Here is a 20327-nt window from a genome sequence, read left to right as displayed (position 1 = left end):
CGAATCACGACTTGGTGAGCACGTGCCGCGTGCGATCCTCCATGATCGGTACTCCGTTGCGACCCGTCAGGTCCTGCGCGTACAGGCCGACGGCATAGGCGGCGCCGCCGCCTTGAATCCCCAACGAGGTTTGGTCGATGTTCTCGACGGTGTCACCCTTCTGGTGGTAGTTGGGGTCGAACGGCTCATCGGCGGTCCCGCCCCATAGCTTTGCCTCCTCCTCGGACTTCTTGACCTCGGCGCCCGAGAACAGCCCTCCGGACGGAATGCCTGCCAGGGTGAACCCGTCGTAGTCGGAGCGGCCGTCGAAGGAGGTGTCGCGCGGAGTCTTGCCGGCGGCCCGCAGATAGGCGGCCAGCGTGCGCTCAATGCCCGCCGATCCCTCCGGCACCACCGGCTGGCCACGAGCGTCCAACGGCAGCGACTGGTCGCCGTCGTAGGTGAAATAGCCCGGATTGGGCGATCCCAGCATGTCGAAGTTCAGGTAGAGGGCGATGCTCTTGAGCGCGTCGAGATCCAACGACTCGACATAATTCCGGGACCCGATCAGCCCGAGCTCCTCGGCACCCCAGAAACCGAACCGCACCGCGTTACGAATGTCCGGCGAATTACCCAGTTGCACAGCGGTTTCCAGCACGGCGGCCACCCCGGAACCGTTGTCGTTGATGCCCGGCCCCTCCGGGACGCTGTCCAGGTGCGCACCGGCCATCACGACGTCGGTCGGCGAACCGGTCTTAGTTTGCGCAATGACGTTGCGGGCCTTGAAGTTTTTCGTCTGCGCCTTCAGCTTGACCGTTATCGGCCCGGACTTGCCGCGCAGCTGGACCCCGACGGACTTGGTGACGCTGACGACGGGGATCTTGACCTCAGTGTTCACCCCCAAGGTGCCGCCCATGGACTGCTCGTCGACGTTGTCGGCGATGATCAGCGCGACGGCTCCGCGCTGGGCCGCGGCGTCTTCCTTCTGCGCGAATTGGCATTCGCCGCGGTCCACCAAGACCACCGCGCCCTTCACCGGCAGATTGTCGTAGTCCGACGGCGAGCAACCCGGACTTTCCTCGACGGGTGCCAGTACCAGCGGCCCGGTCACCCCTTGTTCCGGCGTGGGCAGACTGTATTCGAGCGCGCGCGCGTCTGACTTGAAGTCACCGATGGCCACCGAGCCCTTCTCGGCCTCGAACACGCTCGCCGAAAACTCCGGTGTCTGTACGTCGAATCCGTTCTTGCGCAACACGTCAACCACGTAGTCGACGCTCTGCTCATAGCCCTGGGTGCCCACCGCGCGGGTCCCGTTGTTGGCGTTGGCGATGTCCTGCAACTTCTGCAAGTGCGCCATCATCGCGTCCGTGTGGACCTTGTTGCGCAACGTGTTGGCGAACTCCGCCGCATTAGGGCTTGCGGCAGGATTTGTAATGGTGCTGGGCGTGGTCTTCTTGGACCAACTGTCGCAGCCAATTACCAAAGAGGCCAGAAATACGGCCACGGCGGCGACCGCCAACGCCGCCCGCATCGTGTTCGGTTTGTTCCCCATCGCGCTCAGATTAGACTGCGGCGCCTGATGTTGCGAAAGGCCGCAGCTGCACAAGCGGATGCGGACCTTGGCATCACAACGATCCAAATCAGACAAATAGGGCGGTGAACGGCGCAAAAGGCAAATTGCGCACCACCAGCCAGACCACCCACAGCACCAAGGCCACCAGGGCCGCCCAACGCGAATGCTGCCAACTTGTGATCCGGCGACCCACCACACGGCCGTAGGTCCAAGCCAGATACGCCCATACCAACAGCACGACCGCGACAACACCCAAAGCGTTGAACCGGACAGCCGCCCACACATTGCCGTGCATCAAGCTGTACAGCATTCGCATGCTGCCGCACCCCGGGCAGTCAATTCCCAACAACGCCTTGATGGGGCAGGGCGGCAGAACGCCGTTCGGGGTTGTCGGATCACCCACCCAGATGGCGGCGCCCAATAAGATCGCGGTGCCGGCCACCAGTAATGGCGCACCCAACCTCATTGGCGCCGCTCTCTGGCGGGTCACCATGAGCGTCGCGGACCTAGAACAGTGTGGAGGTAATCATCGCCGCAGTGTCTGGACTTGCGGCCAAGCTGGCAATGATCGTCAGGATGACCCAAAGGACACCGCCAATAGCACCAGCAATGATCGCTATGATCCCCCACTTCTTCGCTGCATCGGCGGACGCCTGCGCCTCGCCGTACTGACCCTGCGCCCACAACCCGCCGACCTGGCTGGCTTTGATGACAGCGTAAACACCAGGCAGCAAGCAGAACAGCACCCCGATGATCGCGATCACCAGGTTGTTGTTTGGCGGTTGCCCCGCGGGCGGCTGCTGCGGCGGGTATCCCGGGGGTGGCGGCTGAGTCATAAATTCTCCAGATCAAGAGAAGCTAGCTGGCGTGAAGCGGTGCTTACCATACCCGAGCCGATTTGCTCTGGCACCGATAAAAATCACCGTACCAAGGGCGGTGAATTTCCCTGGGCGTTCCGGAATTTGGATCTTCGCCAGGGTCGAGGTCAGGCCGCGCCGGTGCACGCCGCCCTACTATTCGCTGGGGCACACAAATAGACTCCTGAATGTCAGAGCACTCGCACCGTCGGTGCGACGACGTAAGGAGTTTTTGGATGTCTCACCTCACGAACGCGTTGCGGGCCGCTTCCGCCGCAGCGGTAATCGGTGGCTTCGCATGCCTTGGTACAGCTACGGCGAACGCTGACGACCCCAATGTCGACACCCTGGCCTCCACACTGTCGAAGGGCTACTCGCTCAGCAACTGCATCGTCGAAGACCCCGCTCCCGGCGGCACGCTGGCGGCAATTTCCTGCCAGGAGAGCCCGGACCCGAATGGACCGGTGAAAGCCACGTACCTGCTCTACAACAACCCCGAGGATCTGTCCGCTTCGTTCAAGAACAGCATCAAGGACGTGGAAACCACTGCCTGCGGTGACAGCGGCAAGTCACCGACCACCTGGCGCCAGGGCAACGCACAGAGTCCCGCCGGACAGGTCGCTTGCGGGACCTATCAGGGTGCCGCAGAGATCATCTGGACCACGGACGCCAAGAACGTCTTGAGCTACGTCAAGGGCCACAACACCGATGTGCAGGCCCTCTACCAGTGGTGGCGCACCAACGGCTGATTACAGTTGCGCCGCAACGAGTTCCGCCACGGCGCGCATGCCGGCGGCGTTGGGGTGCAGCGGCGCGACCCGGCCCGGTAGCGGCACACCGGGCCTGGTCGTCCACGGGTCCGCTGACCACGCGTGATGGTCGCGGCTGGCCGCAGCGGCGCCAACCAACTCACAGCCGGTCGACGATGCGGCCTCGGCGGTGAGCCGTTCCAGACTCGACGCGACGTGCCGCCCTAGGTCCGCGTCTGTGTTCGAGAGCGGTGGGGCCGGCTCGCCGGAAGGCGGCAGCACCGTCAGGTAATCGACGAAGAGCACCCGCGCCCGCGGGGCACGCCGGCGTACCGTGGCACCCACTTCGCACAGCGCGTCGAAGGTCTGCGCCAGCGCGGCATCTCGCGCGTCGCGGTCCAGCAGTTCACCGATGCGCGCGCCCAGCAGCGGCAAGCGCCGCGCGAAGTTCGGCAGTGACGCCGCCGTGAGCAGCGGTATGTAGCCCACGTCGTTCCCGCCAATGGTGACCGTAACCAGGCTCTCCGAGCCATCCAATGCCTCGATTTGCGGCGGCGCGCCGTGCTGACGGTCGGACAGGACGTGCGCGGTCGTCGCACCGGAGTAGGTGACGTCGACGAGTTCGAGGTTCAGTCGCTCGGCGACCAGGTGCGGGTAATTGCGCGCCGACCGGCCCGCCGGCCAGGGCGCACCCGCCGCCCGCGGCCGAATTCCGGGCCCGGCCGCCATGGAACTGCCCAGCGCGACATACCGTTTCATCGAGGCGGGCTGGATGCTTGGGCCCAGAAGCGCTTCGGGATCCGACCGGCCCGCCGGGCCAGATACCCGGCGTTCACTGCGGCGGCCATCGCGGCCGCCATCGTCGGCGGGTCGGCGGCACGGGTGACGGCGGTGGCCAATAGCACCGCGTCACAACCCAATTCCATGGCCAGCGCCGCATCGCTTGCGGTGCCGATGCCGGCGTCGAGAATTACCGGCACACCCGCCCGCGAGACGATCATCTCGATGTTGTGTGGGTTCGTGATGCCCAGGCCGGTGCCGATCGGCGAGCCGAGCGGCATCACCGCGGCACACCCGGTGTCCTCGAGCCGACGCGCCAGCGCCGGGTCGTCGTTGGTATAGGGCAGGACCACAAACCCGTCGTCCACCAATTGCTCAGCGGCCCTGACCAATTCGACCGCATCGGGCAAAAGGGTACGTTCGTCGGCGATGACCTCGAGCTTGACCCAGTTGGTGTTGAGCGCCTCGCGGGCCAGTTGCGCCGTCAGCACCGCCTCGGCGGCGCCGCGACAACCTGCGGTGTTGGGCAGCGGTGTGATGCCTAGCCGGTTGAGCAGGTCCAGCAGTCCGGTTCCACCCTCGGCATCGACCCGGCGCATTGCGACAGTGGTCAGTTCGGTGCCCGACGCGATCAAGGCCTGCTCCAGCACCGCCAGGTTCGCCGCTCCCCCGGTACCCATGATGAGACGCGAGGCGAAGCTGCGGTCGCCGATTGTCAGTTTCGTGTCATCCACCCTGCACCGCCGTCACCACCTCGAGTCGCGCTCCGTCGGAAAGCCTTGTCGTCCAATGTGATCGCGGCAGCACCGTCGAATCCACCGCCACCGCGATGCCCCGGTCTGGAAAGCCCAGCGAATCCAGCAATGCGGCCACGGTGGTCTGTTCGTCGACCTCGACCTGCTTTTCGTTGACTACCACCATCATGAGTTGGCTCCCACCGGAACGAGTTCGGACATGATCTGTTCGGCCGTCCATGGCGCCAGCAGGAAACCCGACCGACCGTGGCCCGCGGCCACCAGGGTGCGCTCGTCCAAGCGGTGCACCAAGGGCAGGTTGTCGGGGGTCATCGGGCGCAATCCCGCGGCGCACTCGGCCAATTCGTACTCGCCGAGCGCCGGCACCACCGCGCACGCATCGTCGAGCAGGTCGCGCACCCCGGACACGACGGGTGCGGTGTCGCGGCCGTGCTCGTACTGGGTGGCGCCGACGACGACGCCGTCCCCACGTGGCACCACATACACCTGCCGGCCATGCACTCGGGCTCGAATCACCCGCTGCAACAACGGCATACAACCTTTCCGCCAACGCAGGCGGAGCACCTCGCCCTTCACCGGGCGTACCGGCAGCTCGGGCCACAACGCCGGGGCGTCGATTCCGTTGGCGATCACCACGGTAGCGTCCTCGGCCCCAACAAAGCCGTCCGCCAGCTCGCTCACCGGCGCGGCCCACACCACACCGAGGCGTTCACAGTCCCGGGTGAGCGCGTCGACCAGCGCCCGGTTGTCCACCGCCAGTTCGGTGGGTGCCCGGAAGCCGTGCCGGATTCCTTGCGCCAACTGGGGTTCGACGTCGCGAGCGGCCGATTCCCAGCACACCGGGTGGCCCTGCGCGGACAGCCAGTCAGCGACGGTACGCAGGTCGGCGACGTCGGCTTGGTCGACTGCCACGACCAGCGACTCGCGGGCGGTGACCACATGCGGCGGCAGGCCGTCCAGATAGCCGCCTTCGTGCCACAGCCGCAACGACTCCAGACCCAGCCGCAACAACTGTTCCTCGCCCGGCCAGCCTTCACTGTGCGGGGCCAGCATGCCGCCGGCCACCCAGGACGCCCCGCGTTCGTCGGTGCGATGCACCCGCACCCGCCATCCGGCCTGGGCCGCCCGACGCGCTATGGACAAGCCGATGACGCCGCCACCGATTACGGACAAGGACCCCGCGGCGCCGCCAGCGGAGTTCGCCGGTTTCGCTGGGCTGGTCATTTCCTCCTCCCTTCGCCGGCATGACCCGGATCAGGTGTGACGGTCAGGGCAAGTCCACGTCCGTGGCAGTGCCCACTCTCAGCCCCGCTGGTTACCCGGGACTCCCGTGTGTTTCAGCGTCCACGCTAGCGCGCTAACGTCGCGATGTGCACGCAGTAGTTCGTCACCACGCCCGGCTGGCTGCTGCCAGGCTCTACCTGTGCACCGATGCCCGCCGTGAGCGCGGCGATCTGGCCGAGTTCGCCGACGCGGCCCTGGCCGGCGGCGTCGACATCATTCAGCTGCGGGACAAGGGCTCGCCCGGGGAGCAGCGGTTCGGCCCGCTGGAGGCGCGTGACGAGCTGGCCGCGTGCGAGATCCTCGCCGACGCCGCCCGCCGGCACGGCGCGCTGTTCGCGGTGAATGACCGCGCCGACATCGCCCGAGCGGCCGGCGCGGACGTGCTGCACCTGGGCCAACGCGACCTGCCCCCGGCCACAGCGCGGGAGATCGTGGGACCCGACGTCGTCATCGGCGTCTCCACCCATGACGGCGTCCAGGCGGCAGCGGCCCAGGCCGGCGACTGCGACTATTTCTGCGTCGGCCCCTGCTGGCCTACCCCGACCAAGCCCGGCCGCGCGGCCGCCGGGCTCGACCTGGTCCGGACCGCCGCCGGGCTCGGCGGCGACAAGCCGTGGTTCGCCATCGGCGGCATCGACGCGCAGCGGTTGTCGCAGGTGCTGGATGCCGGGGCCCGGCGGATCGTGGTGGTCCGGGCGATCACGGCCGCCGACGACCCCCGTGCGGCGGCCGCGCAACTGAGGGCCGCGCTTACAGCAGCGAGCTGATCAGGAGACTCAACTTCGACGGAGCCTGATCGGCGTCGCCCGGCATGCACCAGACGAACACACCGTCTTCGACCTGCAAGGTGCGTGGCAGGAGTTGGCGGCGCTCGTCGCCGTGGTCGAGCGGCACGGTGGCCAGCGACGTGCGCAGCCGCTGCCAGCTGGCGGCGAACCCAGGATGCAGCGGCAGGTCGGCCACCTCGTCCTCGGCCACCCAGCGCAGCTCGGCGCTTTCCCGGTTGGGCAAGGTATCCAGCAACTCGTTGGCGTCGGCGACGACGGTGGTGTAGGTCCACGCGGTGCCGCTTGCGGTGGCGGTCACCACGGTTCCGCGCACGGCGAGCTGCTCGGCGCGCAGACCCGCCTCTTCCCGGGCTTCACGCACGGCGGTCTGTTCCGGCGTCTCGTGGCTGTCGCGGGCGCCGCCCGGTAGGCCCCAGGTCCCGCCCTGGTGGCTCCAAATCGCCCGGTGTTGCAGCAGCACCGCCGGGGTGCCGTCGGCGCGCGGTGCCCTGAGTAGCAGACCTGCGGCGCCGAACTTGCCCCAATAGTGGACACCGCGGTCGGATATCACCCAGCCGTCGCCGTCGCCCTGCACGCACTCAGGATAGGCACGGTGCGTTCGACAGTTTGCGGGCAATCGGCTCCACCTACCCCCATCTGCAGAAAGCTTCTCTTAGAATTCGCTTATGAAGGCCGGTAAGATCGCCGGAGAGATGAGGTCCGAACAGTCGTGACGGTTGAGCTGGCGCACCCGTCGACCGAACCGTTGGGATCGCGCTCGCCCGCCGAACCGGCGCATCCGCGTTGGTGGTTCATCTCCACCACACCCGGCCGTATTTTGACCATCGGGATCGTGCTGGCGACGCTCGGTGTAACCAGCGCCTTCGCAACGTCGACGACCATCAACCACCGTCAGCAGGTGCTGACGACCGTCTTGAACCACACCGAGCCGTTGTCGTTCGCGGCCGGGCATCTCTACACGACGCTGTCGGTGGCCGACGCCGCCGCGGCGACCGCATTCATCGCCCAGGCCGAACCACGCGCCGTTCGTATTCGTTACGAGCAGGCCATCACCGAGGCCGCGGTCGCCGTCACCCGAGCATCCAGTGGACTCACCGACGAGCTGCAGTGCGGGGGGAAGCCTCCGATTCCGTGCGTGCAGTTGCTGGGCAGGCTCAACGCCGAACTCGCGGTCTACACCGGACTGGTCGAGATCGCCCGTACCAACAATCGCGCGGGTAATCCGGTGGGCTCGTCGTACCTGTCGGAGGCGTCCGGGCTGATGCAGTCGACGATCCTGCCCGACGCGCAGCAGCTCTACCAGGCGACGTCGAACCGGGTGGATAGCGAAACCACTGCGTCGACGCAGATCCCGGCGCCGGTGATCCTCGTCGTCGCGACCACCATTGCCTTCGGCGCGTTCGCACACCGCTGGCTGGCCCGGCGCACCCGCCGACGAATTAACCCAGGCCTGGTGGTGGGCGGGCTCGGTATCCTCGTCATGGTGGTGTGGGTCGGAACCGCGTTGACTATCTCCACGACGGCGAGTCGGAGCGCGAAAGACACTGCCGCCGAATCCCTGAAGACAGTCACCAACCTGGCCATCACGGCCCAGCAAGCACGCGCCGACGAGACGCTGTCGCTGATCCGCCGCGGCGACGAAGAGGTTCGCAAGCAGGCGTTCTATCAGCGCATCGACACGATGCACCGCGAACTCACCGAATACATGTCACGCCACGACGCAGTCGACAAACCCGATCTGCAGGGCGCCGACCAGCTATTGGTCCGGTGGAAGCAGGCCAACGACCGGATCAACGCCTACATCTCCGTCGGTAATTACCGGGCCGCGACCCAAGTCGCACTGGGCAAGGGTGAGGACGACTCCACCCCGGCGTTCGACAAGCTCGACGAAGCACTGACCAAAGCCATGGAGCAAAGCCGCAACCGTCTGCGCAACGACGTTCTCAATGCGCGCCGCGGCTTGGCCGGCGCACAGGTGGGCGGGGTGGTACTCAGCCTGGGCGCCGCGATCGCGGTGGCCCTGGGGTTGTGGCCGAGGCTGAAAGAGTATCGGTGATGAGTCGCGTGGCTATCCCGCGCCGGTTAGCGGGCGTGGCGTTCGCGGCATTCCTGCTGGCCGGCTGCGGGCAGCCGGAGCCGCTGACCGTGGAGGCGCCGCCGACGCTGGCGCAGCCCACGCCGGTCGGAATGCAGGAAATGCCGCTGGAACCCCCGCTGCCGCCGGACAACACCGCCCAGGACTGCAATCCCACCGCGAGCCTGCGCCCCTTCCCCAACAAGGCCGATGCCGACGCCGCGGTGGCCAATATCCGTGCCAGGGGCCGGCTGATCGTCGGGCTCGACATCGGCAGCAACCTGTTCAGCTTCCGCGACCCGATCACCGGCGAAATCACGGGCTTCGACGTCGACATCGCCGGTGAGATCGCCCGCGACATCTTCGGCGGCCCGTCGCATGTCGAGTACCGCATCCTGTCGGCCGACGAGCGGATCACCGCGCTGCAGAAGTCACGCGTCGACGTGGTCGTCAAGACCATGACCATCACCTGCGAGCGGCGCAAGCTGATCAACTTCTCCACCGTCTACCTCGACGCCAACCAGCGAATCCTGGCCCCGCGGGACTCGCCGATCGCGAAGGTGAGCGATCTGTCGGGTAAGCGGGTTTGCGTGGCCCGGGGCACGACGTCGCTGCGACGGGTCCGCGAGATCGCGCCGCCGCCCATCATCGTGTCGGTGGTGAACTGGGCCGACTGCCTGGTCGCGATGCAACAGCGGCAAATCGACGCCGTCAGCACCGACGACACGATCCTGGCCGGCCTGGTCGAGGAAGACCCCTATCTGCACATCGTCGGACCGAACATGGCCAACCAGCCCTACGGCATCGGAATCAACCTGGAGAACACCGGCCTCGTCCGGTTCGTCAACGGCACGCTCGAACGCATTCGCGGGGACGGCACCTGGAACACGCTGTACCGCAAGTGGTTGACCGTTCTCGGGCCGGCGCCCGTACCGCCCCAACCGAGGTACGTGGACTGATGGGCAAGCCAGAATCCGAATCGGTCGAGCACGTCGACCACGAAGACTCGATGCCCGGTACCCAACCGGTGGACCCGGCGGACATGCACACCACCGGGGCGTCGCAACGACCGCAAGCCACCCAGGCCCTATTCCGTCCCGACTTCGACGACGACGATGACGATGACGACGACCTGATCTACCTGGGCGGCTCGTTGGACACCGAGCCGAACGACCGGATGGTGACCACCCGGCTGCAGCAGGTCCGACGGCTCGCCGGCGGGCTGGTGGAGATTCCGCGGGTTCCCGACATCGATCCGCTCGAAGCCCTGATGACCAACCCGGTGGTGCCGGAATCCAAGCGGTTTTGCTGGAACTGCGGACGACCGGTCGGGCGGTCCGGCGCGGAAGGCGAGGGGAGCTCGGAAGGCTGGTGCCCGTACTGCGGCAGTCCGTACTCATTCCTGCCGCAACTGAGCCCCGGCGACGTCATTGCCGGCCAATACGAGGTGAAGGGCTGCATCGCCCACGGTGGCCTGGGCTGGATCTACCTGGCCCTGGACCGCAACGTCAACGACCGCCCGGTGGTGCTCAAAGGCCTGGTCCACTCCGGTGACGCCGAGGCCCAGGCGATCGCCATGGCCGAACGCCAGTTCCTGGCCGAGGTCGTACACCCGTCGATCGTGCAGATCTTCAACTTCGTCGAGCACACCGACCGGCATGGGGACCCCGTCGGCTACATCGTCATGGAGTACGTGGGCGGGCATTCGCTCAAACACAGTGCGAAAAAGGGCGGGAAGCTACCGGTCTCCGAGGCGATCGCCTACATCCTGGAAATCCTGCCCGCGCTCGGCTACCTGCACGCCCTCGGCTTGGTCTACAACGACCTGAAGCCGGAAAACATCATGCTCACCGAGGAGCAGCTCAAGCTGATCGACCTGGGTGCGGTGTCGCGGATCAACTCGTTCGGATATCTCTACGGCACTCCGGGTTTCCAAGCGCCTGAGATCGTGCGGACCGGCCCGACGGTGGCCACCGACATCTACACCGTGGGACGCACCCTGGCGGCGCTGACCTTGAACCTGCGCACCCGCAACGGCCGCTACGTCGACGGCCTCCCCGAAGACGATCCGGTGCTGAAGAAGTACGACTCGTTCGGCCGCATGTTGCGTCGCGCCATCGACCCGGACCCGCGGCGCCGATTCGCCACCACCGAGGAGATGTCCGCGCAGCTGATGGGCGTGCTGCGCGAGGTGGTCGCCCTGGACACGGGGACGCCCAGACCCGGTTTGTCGACGATCTTCAGCCCCAGCCGCGCGACCTTCGGTGTCGAGCTGTCGTTGGCGCACACCGACGTCTATCTGGACGGCCAGGTGCATTCGGAGAAGTTGACCGCAAAGGAGATCGTCACCGCGCTCTCGGTGCCGCTGATCGATCCCAATGACGTCGCGGCTTCCGTTCTGCAGGCCACGCTGCTGTCGCAGCCGGTGCAGACACTGGACTCGCTGCGGGCGGCCCGCCACGGCTCGCTGGAAGCGGACGGCCTGGACGTTTCGGAGTCGGTCGAGCTGCCGCTGATGGAAGTGCGGGCCCTGCTGGACCTGGGTGACGTCGCCAAGGCCACCCGCAAGCTCGACGACCTGGCCGAACGGGTGGGCTGGCGCTGGCGGTTGGTCTGGTATCGGGCGGTCGCCGAACTGCTGACCGGCGACTACGACTCCGCCACAAAACATTTCACCGAGGTGCTGGACACCTTCCCGGGCGAGTTGGCACCCAAGCTCGCGTTGGCCGCAACCGCGGAATTGGCCGGCAGGCCCGACGAGAACGATTTCTACCGGACCGTGTGGAAGACCAACGACGGCGTCATCTCGGCGGCCTTCGGCCTAGCCAGATCCCTTGCAGCCAAAGGGGATCGGGTCGGAGCGGTGGAGGTTCTCGACGAAGTGCCCCCCACCTCACGGCATTTCACGACCGCGCGCCTCACCAGTGCGGTGACCCTGCTGTCGGGCCGCTCGACCAGCGAGGTCACCGAGGAGCAGATTCGCGACGCCGCGCGCCGGGTCGAGGCGCTGCCACCGACGGAACCCCGCGTTCTGCAGATCCGCGCCCTGGTGTTGGGTAGCGCGATGGACTGGTTGCAGGACAACGAGGCCAGCACCAACCACATCCTCGGATTCCCGTTCACCGATCACGGGCTGCGGCTGGGTGTGGAGGCGTCGCTTCGCAGCCTGGCCCGGATCGCGCCCACGCAGCGGCACCGCTACACCCTGGTGGACATGGCCAACAAGGTGCGCCCCATCAGCACGTTCTAGTGGACTAGTCGGTTTACCCGGCTGCAGCCAATCTTGTTCCCGCGGACCATGATTGGTCCCGGTCGGAGTGCCGGACCCTTGCGCTCTCTTGATTTGACTGCTATACCAAATGTATGTCCTAGGCCGTAGTTCCCCCCGCTGAGTGGGTTCTGAATCCCCGATGTTGTTCGTGAGCAGGTGTTTGGCGTTCATGCGGGCGTACTAATGTAGTCATGTATTATGCATGGCATTGCTCGGCGTGTTAACTTGGCATATCGTAGATATAGCGCGGATAAGTTGATATAAAGTAATCATGTACGTGACTCGGGTTCCCAACCGTGGGTCACCGCCAGCGGTGCTGTTGCGGGAGTCCTACCGCGACAACGGCAAAGTCAAAACACGCACCCTGGCCAACTTGTCACACTGGCCCGAGCGCAAGGTGGAAAAGCTACAGCGTGCCCTCAAAGGCCTGCCGCCACGCGGGATCTGGCCGAGTCGTTTGAGGTCTCCCGCAGCCTGCCCCATGGGCACGTGGCCGCAGTGCTGGGCACCGCCCGGACCCTGGGCGTCGAAGATCTCATCGACGCGACACCATCGCGGCGGCGCGACCTGGTCACCGCGATGCTGGTAGCCCAGGTCATCGCCCCGGAATCCAAGCTGGCCACCGCACGCGGTTTGCGCACCCAGACCGCCACCAGCTCACTGGGCGAGGTGCTGGGGGTCAGTGGGGCCGATGAGGACGACCTGTACGCGGCGATGGACTGGGCGCTGGCCCGCAAAGATGCCATCGAAACCGCGCTGGCCGCCCGGCATCTGAACGATGGCACCCTAGTGCTCTACGACGTGTCCTCGGCGGCCTTTGAGGGCCGCACCTGCCCCCTGGGCAAGATCGGACACGCCCGTGACGGGGTCAAAGGACGTTTGCAGATCGTCTACGGGCTGCTGGCCACCACCGCCGGGATACCGGTTGCCATCGAAGTGTTCGACGGCAACACCGCTGACCCGAAAACGTTGACCGCCCAAATCAATAAGCTGAAAAACCGGTTCGGACTGTCGCGGGTGGCCCTTGTCGGCGATCGCGGCATGATCACCAGCGCGCGCATCACCGAGGAACTACGCCCTGCCGGTCTGGACTGGATCACCGCGCTGCGCGCCCCGCAGATCAAGGCCCTTGTGCAAGCCGACGCCCTGCAGCTGAGCTTGTTCGACGAACACGACCTCGCTGAGATCAACTCCCCGGACTATCCCGGCGAACGCCTGGTCTGCTGCCACAACCCCGCTCTAGCTCAAAAGCGCACCCAAAAACGCCAAGACCTGTTGGCCGCCACCGAAAAACAACTCACCGCCATTACCGACGCCACCACCCGAACCCGCCGACCCTTGCGCGGCAAAGACGATATCGCGCTACGGGTAGGCAAGGTGATCAACCACTACAAGATGGCCAAACACTTCCACATCACCATCACCGACAACTCATTCACCTTCACCCGCAACGAAGACGCCATCGCCGCCGAAGCCGCCCTCGACGGCATCTACGTGCTGCGTACCAACCTGCCCAAATCCGCCCTGGGCCGTGACGATGTGGTGTTGCGCTACAAGGGACTCGAAGACGTCGAACGCTTCTTCCGGACCCTCAACAGTGAACTTGACGTGCGACCCATCCGCCACCACCTCGCCGACCGGGTCCGCGCCCACATGTTCCTACGCATGCTGTCCTACTACATCAGCTGGCACATGAAACAAGCCCTGGCCCCCCTGCTGTTTCGCGACCACGACAAACCCGCAGCCGCCGCCAAACGCACCAACCCGTTGCCCCGCTCAACGTTCCGATGCCGCCCTAGCCAAAGCCTCCCGCAAACGCACCACCGACGACACCCCGGTGCACAGCTTCACCAGCCTGCTCGCCGACCTAGCCACCATCTGCGCCAGCCACATCCAGCCCGCCGACGACATGCCCACGTTCACCAAATTCACCACCCCCACCGCACTACAACACCACGCCTTCGAACTACTCGGCCTCACCCACCGCCTGGGCTACAAGTAGTCATGCAGACAACACAAAACCCCAGGTCACGGCACACTCATCACCAAACCAGGGGGAACTACGGCCTAGGACATAGATTTTCTTGCCAATTCAACACTGGAGTGGAGGTGGCGACGATGCTGATGCGTACAGATCCGTTCCGTGACCTCGACCGCTTCGCGCAGCAGGTGTTGGGAACCGCGGCCCGTCCGGCGGCTATGCCGATGGATGCCTGGCGCGATGGTACGGAGGTCGTTGTCGAGTTCGATCTGCCCGGGGTCAACGCGGATTCGCTAGACCTGGAAATCGAGCGCAACGTGGTCACAGTGCGTGCGGAGCGGCCCCAGGTCGCTGCGGACCGGGAAATGCTTGCCCACGAACGCCCACGGGGGGTGTTCAACCGGCAGCTGGTGCTGGGCGACAGCCTAGACGCCGAAAAGATCAAGGCGTCGTACCAAGACGGGGTGCTGCGCCTGCATATCCCGGTGTCGGAGGAAGCCAAGCCACGCAAGATCGAGATCACGCGCAGCGAAGAGCACAGCGAACAGCACAAGGCGATCGCTGCCTGACCCGCTGGCGCGCAATGGCGGGGGTGTCCCATGACTACGGCCCGATGCACGGTATTGCCGGCCAGCGACGCGATCAGCATTCCCGAAGCGGCCGTTCTGCGTCTGTTTCCCGATGCTGCCGCGCTGATCGCCGAGGTCGATGCCGTTCTCGAGGCACTGGCTCCCGCCCCACTGCCGCCAGCGCCGCCAGCGACCGGGTGCGCGCTCATCAAGCCCCGGTCGGCTGGTCGGCCGTGGGAGGCACCCGCCCGCGCGTGGTGTGCGCCTACACACCGCATGCGGCCGGTCCAGCGGAGCCCTCCGGCCTAGCGAACGACCTTTACCCCATCTCGATGAGAGGCAGGTGATGACGTTAGCGGAGACGTAAACCCAGACATTGCACAGCAGCCCGCAATCCCGGCCAAAGGCGGAACGCACGCGATAGCAACGCGTTCATGCCCAGCGGGGCAATGAGGCCGGGGCGGGCCGCGCCCCCCTATAAGATGCTCACGCAATCGCGGGCGATGGCCAGTTCTTCATTCGTCGGGATCACCAACACCTCGACCCGGGAGCCGTCCGCCGAGATCCGACGTGCGGCACCCGCCTGGGCGCAATTCCGCCCGTCGTCAACTTCGATCCCGAGTTCTCCCAGGCCGGCCAGGGCGTCCCGTCGCACCGCCGCGTCGTTTTCACCGATCCCGCCGGTGAAGGTCACCACGTCGGTGTGGCCCAGTACCGCCAGGTACGCGCCGATGTACTTGCGCAACCGGTGGATGAACACGTCATACGCCAATCGCGCTACGTCATCGCCCGATTCGATCATCGCCCGTAGCTTGCGGAAGTCTCGTTCGCCGGCCAGGCCCAGCATCCCGGACCGGGTGTTGAGCATCGCCTCGATCTCGTCGACCTCCATCTTCGTGGTGCGCCACAGATAGCTGTAGACACCGGCGTCGATGTCGCCGCTGCGGGTACCCATGACCAGGCCCTCCAGCGGCGTGAGGCCCATCGATGTATCGACCGGCTGTCCGCCGCGGATCGCGGAGGCCGATGCGCCGTTACCCAGATGCAGCACAATCTGATTCACGCCGTCCCACGGCCGGTCTAGTAAAGCGGCCGCCTGCTCGCTGACATAGCAGTGCGAGGTGCCATGAAACCCGTACCGGCGGATGTGCCACCGCTCGGCCAACTCCCGATCGATCGCGTATGTCGCCGCGGCGGCGGGCAAGTGATGGAAGAAGGCGGTGTCGAACACCGCGATGTGGGCGACATCGGGCAGCAACTTACGCGCCTCCTCGATGCCTGCCAGCGCGGGCGGGTTGTGCAACGGCGCCAGTGGCGAAAGTTGCTCGAGCTTGCTCACCACCGCATCGTCGAGCAGCGTGGGTCGGTAGAAGTCATTGCCGCCGTGCACAACTCGGTGGCCTACCGCCACCAGGCCGCAATGGCCCAGGTCGATCCCGTCCTCGGCCAGCATGTCGAACGCGCGGCGCAGCGCCGCGTCGTGGTCGGGCACCGACGAAGACGGTTCCCCGATGTTCTCGACGTTGCCGCTGGCTCGGGACTTGCCGGCGTCGGGATCGATGAGTTGGAACTTCAGCGACGACGAACCGGAATTGATCACCAACACCGTGCGGCTACTCATGGGGGACACCCTGCGCCTGAATCGCCGTGATGGCAACGGTGTTGACGATGTCTTCGACCAGCGCCCCTCTAGACAGGTCGTTCACCGGTTTACGCAACCCCTGCAACACCGGCCCGATCGCCACCGCGCCGGCCGACCGCTGCACCGCCTTGTAGGTGTTGTTGCCGGTGTTGAGGTCCGGGAAAATCAACACCGTGGCATGGCCGGCCACCGGTGAATCGCGCAGCTTGGTGGCCGCCACCGACGGGTCCACCGCGGCGTCGTACTGTATCGGGCCCTCGACCAGCAGCTCGGGATCCCGGGTCCGCACCAATTCCGTTGCGGTTCTTACCTTGTCGACATCCGCGCCCGAGCCGGAGTCACCGGTGGAGTACGACAGCATGGCCACCCGGGGCTCGATGCCGAACTGCGCGGCGGTGCGCGCCGAACTGATGGCGATGTCGGCGAGTTGTTCGGGCGTGGGGTTCGGGATGATCGCGCAGTCGCCGAAAGCCAGCACCCGGTCCGGCAGACACATGAGGAAGATGCTGGACACGGTGGAGACATCCGGCACGGTTCTGATGATCTGCAATGCCGGGCGAACGGTGTGCGCGGTGGTGTGGGTGGCCCCGGACACCATCCCGTCGACCACGTCGTTGTACACCAGCATGGTGCCGAAATAGGTGGCGTCGTTCATGACGTCGCGAGCCTGGTCGAGCGTGACGCCCTTGGCCTTGCGCAACTCGGCGTACTGGTCGGCGAATTGGTCGCGCAGGTCGCTGGTGCGCGGATTGATCACCTCGGCGTCGTCCAGCTTCACGCCGAGTTCGGCTGCACGGGAACGGACTTGAGTCTCGTCGCCCAGGATGGTCAAGTCCGCGACACCGCGTTGCAGCAGCCGTCCAGCGGATTTGAGGATGCGGTCGTCTTCGCCTTCGGGCAGAACAATGCGTTTGCGGTTCGACCGCGCCCGTTCCTGCAGCAGGTGGGTGAACATCTGCGGCGTGGTGACGGTGGGGATAGGGATGGTGAGCTGCGCCAGCAGGTCGTCGAGGTCGACGTGACGGTCCATCAATTCGAGCGCGGTGTCGATCTTGCGATGCGACGATGCGGTAACCCGGCCCCGCGCTGATGCGGCCGCACTGGCCGTGTCGAAAGTTCCCAGCGGGGTGGTGATGATCGGCAGTTTCAGGTGCAGCCCCGCCACCAGCGCGGCGATCGAGGGGTGCAACTCCAGCCCGCCGTTGAGCACGAGGCACGACAGTGACGGAAACCCCTCGGCCGCATGGGCACTCGACACCGCCAACACCACGTCGGAACGATCACCCGGGGTGATGACGGCAATTCCCTCGCGCAGCCGTTCCAACACGTGGTCGGCCGTCATCCCGGCGACCATCACGCCCATGACCTCTCGGTGGGTCAGCTGTTCGTCGCCGCGGATCAGGGTCCCGCCGACGGCCGGCACCAGCTCGGCAACCGTGGGAGCACCCAGCAGCGGATCTTCGGGCAGCACATAGCTGCGTGGGGCGACGCCCCGAAGTGCCTCGCGGACGGCGTCGATCTCGCCGGGCTCGCACCGGTTGGCCACCACCGCGGCGGTGTGGGCGCGCTGAGCGGAAAGCTCGGCCAGACAGAGCTCTACGACGCCGGCGACCTCGGCGGGGGTGCGCCCCTTGGCGCGTACCGTCAGCAGCACCGCCGCGCTGAGGTTGACGGCTATGCGCGCATTGAACGAGAGCTCGGCGGGGCTCGCCACATCGGTGTAGTCGCTCCCAACGATCACCACCGCATCGCACCGCTCCGCGACGTCGTGATACCTGTCGACGATGGTGGCGATCGCATCGTCCTTGCTCTCATGCAATTGTCGATAAGTGACGCCGAAGCACTGCTCGTAGGACAGGCCGGCGCTGGTCTGCTCCAGCAGCAACTCGAGGATGTAGTCGCGGTCCTCCCCGTTGCTGTGGGCCCGCGTAATCGGCCTGAACACACCAACTTTGGCGACCATCGACTGCAACCGATGCAGCAGCCCCAACGCGACCGTCGACTTACCGGTCTCCGGTTCGGGCGCCGCGACGTAGATGGCCTTCAACGCAGGCCCGTTGTCAGCCAAGTCGGCGCAGCCTGGGTTCCAGGTCCCTCTGGAAGAGCTCGAGGAACCGGCGCTGGTCGTGACCCGGCGCGTGGAATACCAGGTGGTTGAGGCCCCACGTCACGTACTGGCCAACCTTTTCCACCGCCTCGTCGGGATCCGATGCCACGATCCAACGCTTGGCGATCTGTTCGATCGGCAGCGCGTCCGCGGCCTTCTCCATTTCGATCGGATCGTCGATGCTGTGCTTCTGTTCGGCCGACAGCGACAGCGGCGCCCAGAACCTGGTGTTCTCCAGCGCCAGTTCCGGATCGGTGTCGTAGGAGATCTTGATCTCGATCATCCTGTCGATGTCGTCGATGTTGCGGTCGTTGATTGCAGCCCCTTCTTTGACCGCCGGTATCAGCTTTTCGGTATAGAGCTCCTCGCCCTTGCCGGAGGTGCAGATGAACCCGTCGCCGGCGCGGCCGGCGTACTTGGCCACCGCGGGGCCGCCGGCGGCGATGTAGACGGGGACGCCGCCCTCGGGCACGTCGTAAATCGAGGCCCCTTTGGTGTGGTAGTACTCGCCGTCGAAGTCGACGCGGTCGCCGCGCCACAACTCGCGCATCAGCCGCACGGATTCGCGCAACCGGGCGAACCGCTCCTTGAACTCCGGCCAGTCACCCTCGTAGCCGGTCGCGATCTCGTTGAGCGCTTCACCGGTTCCCACGCCGAGGAAGATGCGGCCCGGGTACAGACAGCCCATCGTTGCGAAGGCCTGCGCGATAACCGCGGGGTTGTAGCGGAAAGTCGGCGTGAGCACCGAGGTGCCCAGCTGTAGGCGCTTGGTGCGTTCGCCGACTGCGGTCATCCACGCCAGCGAGAACGGGGCGTGCCCGCCCTTGTGCCGCCACGGCTGGAAGTGGTCGCTGACCGTGGCGCTGTCCATGCCGTGTTCTTCGGCTGCGACAGCCAGTTCGACGAGCTCGCGAGGTGCGAATTGTTCGGCGGATGCTTTGTATCCGAGCTTCAGTTCAGCCACTAGTCTTTTCTACTCCCCTGCTTCTGGTCGCGACCCGCCGCGCCCGGCTTTGCCGCGCTTGCGATCGCTCCCCGTCCAATTGGTCGCGACCCGCGCCGCCCGGCTTCGCCGCGCTTGCGATCGCTCCCCGTCCAATTGGTCGCGACCCGCCGCGCCCGGCTTCGCCGCGCTTGCGATCGCTCCTAACAAACCGAGCCTCCTAGACTCGCGGGCATGCCAGAGCTCGTACAGGTGACCGACCGCGTCCATCTCGCCCACGGCGAAGCCGTCAACTGGACTCTGGTCACCGACGACAAGGGCGTCATGTTGATCGACGCCGGATATCCGGGCGACCGCGACGATGTGCTGGCCACGCTGCGCACGCTCGGCTACGGCCCGGCCGACGTGCGAGCCATCCTGCTGACCCACGCTCACATCGACCACCTGGGCACGGCAATCTGGTTCGCCCGTGAGCACCGCACGCCGGTGTACTGCCACTCCAGGGAAGTCGGTCACGTCAAGCGGGATTACCTGGAACAGGTGAAGATCATTGATCTCGCGCTGCGCCTGTGGCGCCCGCGGTGGGCGAAGTGGAGCGTCCATGTGGTGCGCAATGGCGGCCTGGTTCGAGACGGCATCCCCTCCGCACTGCCGTTGACCGACGAGGTCGCGGCGGGGTTGCCGGGCCATCCGCGGGCCGTCTTCAGCCCCGGGCACACCAACGGGCACTGCTCGTATCTGGTCGACGGTGTGTTGGTCAGTGGCGACGCGCTGATCACCGGCCATCCGCTGCTACGGCACAGCGGGCCGCAGTTGCTGCCGGAAATCTTCAGCTACAGCCAGGACGATTGCATCCGTAGCCTGTCAGCACTGGCCGAGGTGGAAACCGAGGTTCTGGCGCCCGGCCACGGTGCCCTGTGGCGCGGGCCGATCCGCGAAGCCACCGACGCAGCCCTGAAGCTGGCCACGTCGTAG

19 protein-coding genes and 1 pseudogene are annotated in these 20327 nt (G+C 66.0%); 9 read left to right on the top strand and 11 right to left on the bottom strand.

Going from position 1 to position 20327, the window contains the following annotated elements; genetic code table 11:
• Nucleotides 1–4 precede the first annotated feature (4 nt).
• From G6N68_RS01315 to G6N68_RS01305, 3 genes are all read right to left on the bottom strand, one after another.
• The gene (locus G6N68_RS01315) at nt 5–1531 is read right to left on the bottom strand and encodes a M28 family metallopeptidase (RefSeq protein WP_163706894.1); all 1527 of its coding nucleotides are present in this window, start codon (nt 1529–1531) and stop codon (nt 5–7) included.
• Between the two features lie 88 nt (nt 1532–1619).
• Nucleotides 1620–2045, bottom strand: a complete 426-nt coding sequence (locus G6N68_RS01310; protein WP_163706892.1) for a DUF2752 domain-containing protein — start codon at nt 2043–2045, stop codon at nt 1620–1622.
• A gap of 13 nt (nt 2046–2058) precedes the next feature.
• Nucleotides 2059–2388: a CD225/dispanin family protein gene (locus G6N68_RS01305; protein ID WP_163706890.1), complete on the bottom strand. Its 330-nt coding sequence runs from the start codon at nt 2386–2388 to the stop codon at nt 2059–2061.
• A gap of 257 nt (nt 2389–2645) precedes the next feature.
• On the opposite strand from G6N68_RS01305, the gene G6N68_RS01300 reads away from it, so the two are divergent.
• On the top strand, nt 2646–3158 hold the full coding sequence (locus tag G6N68_RS01300; RefSeq protein WP_163706888.1) for a serine/threonine protein kinase: 513 nt from the start codon (nt 2646–2648) through the stop codon (nt 3156–3158).
• Here G6N68_RS01300 and G6N68_RS01295 read toward each other — a convergent pair whose 3' ends face one another.
• The 4 genes from G6N68_RS01295 to thiO are packed head-to-tail and all read right to left on the bottom strand — an operon-like array spanning nt 3159 to nt 5917.
• Nucleotides 3159–3917, bottom strand: a complete 759-nt coding sequence (locus tag G6N68_RS01295) for an SGNH/GDSL hydrolase family protein (RefSeq protein ID WP_163706887.1) — start codon at nt 3915–3917, stop codon at nt 3159–3161.
• Entirely contained in the window at nt 3914–4618 is a 705-nt protein-coding gene (locus G6N68_RS01290; protein ID WP_276014789.1) for a thiazole synthase, read from the bottom strand. Before G6N68_RS01290 ends, G6N68_RS01295 begins: the two co-directional genes overlap by 4 nt.
• A 46-nt stretch (nt 4619–4664) precedes the next feature.
• Nucleotides 4665–4862 (bottom strand): sulfur carrier protein ThiS, encoded by a 198-nt coding sequence (gene thiS / locus G6N68_RS01285; RefSeq protein ID WP_163706883.1) that lies wholly within the window; start codon nt 4860–4862, stop codon nt 4665–4667.
• Entirely contained in the window at nt 4859–5917 is a 1059-nt protein-coding gene (gene thiO, locus G6N68_RS01280) for a glycine oxidase ThiO (RefSeq protein WP_163706881.1), read from the bottom strand. Before thiO ends, thiS begins: the two co-directional genes overlap by 4 nt.
• A gap of 146 nt (nt 5918–6063) precedes the next feature.
• On the opposite strand from thiO, the gene thiE reads away from it, so the two are divergent.
• Nucleotides 6064–6744, top strand: coding sequence for a thiamine phosphate synthase (gene thiE / locus G6N68_RS01275; protein ID WP_163706879.1), 681 nt, complete (start codon nt 6064–6066; stop codon nt 6742–6744).
• On the opposite strand, the gene G6N68_RS01270 is transcribed toward thiE, so the two are convergent.
• Nucleotides 6728–7339: an NUDIX hydrolase gene (locus tag G6N68_RS01270; RefSeq protein ID WP_163706877.1), complete on the bottom strand. Its 612-nt coding sequence runs from the start codon at nt 7337–7339 to the stop codon at nt 6728–6730. The genes thiE and G6N68_RS01270 overlap by 17 nt on opposite strands.
• 135 nt (nt 7340–7474) lie before the next feature.
• Between G6N68_RS01270 and glnX the strand changes: the two genes are divergently transcribed.
• The 6 genes and pseudogenes from glnX (at nt 7475) to G6N68_RS01240 (ending at nt 14969) form a co-directional block, all read left to right on the top strand.
• On the top strand, nt 7475–8821 hold the full coding sequence (gene glnX / locus G6N68_RS01265) for a protein kinase G-activating protein GlnX (protein ID WP_163706876.1): 1347 nt from the start codon (nt 7475–7477) through the stop codon (nt 8819–8821).
• Nucleotides 8821–9798, top strand: coding sequence for a glutamate ABC transporter substrate-binding protein (locus tag G6N68_RS01260; protein ID WP_163706874.1), 978 nt, complete (start codon nt 8821–8823; stop codon nt 9796–9798). The genes glnX and G6N68_RS01260 overlap by 1 nt, the downstream gene beginning before the upstream one ends.
• A complete protein-coding gene (locus G6N68_RS01255; protein WP_163706873.1) occupies nt 9798–12089 on the top strand; it encodes a serine/threonine-protein kinase PknG in 2292 nt (763 codons plus the stop codon). The genes G6N68_RS01260 and G6N68_RS01255 overlap by 1 nt, the downstream gene beginning before the upstream one ends.
• 292 nt (nt 12090–12381) lie before the next feature.
• Nucleotides 12382–14112 (top strand): annotated as a pseudogene (locus G6N68_RS01250) (IS1634 family transposase).
• A gap of 116 nt (nt 14113–14228) precedes the next feature.
• Nucleotides 14229–14660 (top strand): Hsp20/alpha crystallin family protein, encoded by a 432-nt coding sequence (locus G6N68_RS01245; protein ID WP_163717992.1) that lies wholly within the window; start codon nt 14229–14231, stop codon nt 14658–14660.
• A 30-nt stretch (nt 14661–14690) separates the two neighbouring features.
• Entirely contained in the window at nt 14691–14969 is a 279-nt protein-coding gene (locus tag G6N68_RS01240; RefSeq protein ID WP_163706865.1) for a hypothetical protein, read from the top strand.
• 166 nt (nt 14970–15135) lie between these two features.
• On the opposite strand, the gene G6N68_RS01235 is transcribed toward G6N68_RS01240, so the two are convergent.
• Genes G6N68_RS01235 through fgd form a run of 3 tightly spaced genes read right to left on the bottom strand, consistent with a single transcriptional unit; the run spans nt 15136 to nt 19373 of the window.
• On the bottom strand, nt 15136–16281 hold the full coding sequence (locus tag G6N68_RS01235; protein ID WP_163706863.1) for an acetate kinase: 1146 nt from the start codon (nt 16279–16281) through the stop codon (nt 15136–15138).
• Nucleotides 16274–18349: a phosphate acetyltransferase gene (gene pta, locus G6N68_RS01230; protein ID WP_163717990.1), complete on the bottom strand. Its 2076-nt coding sequence runs from the start codon at nt 18347–18349 to the stop codon at nt 16274–16276. Before pta ends, G6N68_RS01235 begins: the two co-directional genes overlap by 8 nt.
• 13 nt (nt 18350–18362) lie before the next feature.
• Entirely contained in the window at nt 18363–19373 is a 1011-nt protein-coding gene (gene fgd, locus G6N68_RS01225) for a glucose-6-phosphate dehydrogenase (coenzyme-F420) (protein ID WP_163706861.1), read from the bottom strand.
• 213 nt (nt 19374–19586) lie between these two features.
• On the opposite strand from fgd, the gene G6N68_RS01220 reads away from it, so the two are divergent.
• Nucleotides 19587–20327 (top strand): MBL fold metallo-hydrolase, encoded by a 741-nt coding sequence (locus tag G6N68_RS01220; RefSeq protein WP_163706859.1) that lies wholly within the window; start codon nt 19587–19589, stop codon nt 20325–20327.

The organism is Mycobacterium bourgelatii, from assembly GCF_010723575.1.
Lineage (GTDB): Bacteria > Actinomycetota > Actinomycetes > Mycobacteriales > Mycobacteriaceae > Mycobacterium > Mycobacterium bourgelatii.
The sequence above is the reverse complement of the archived record's forward strand: the minus strand, read 5'-3'. Positions and strand labels throughout refer to the sequence as shown.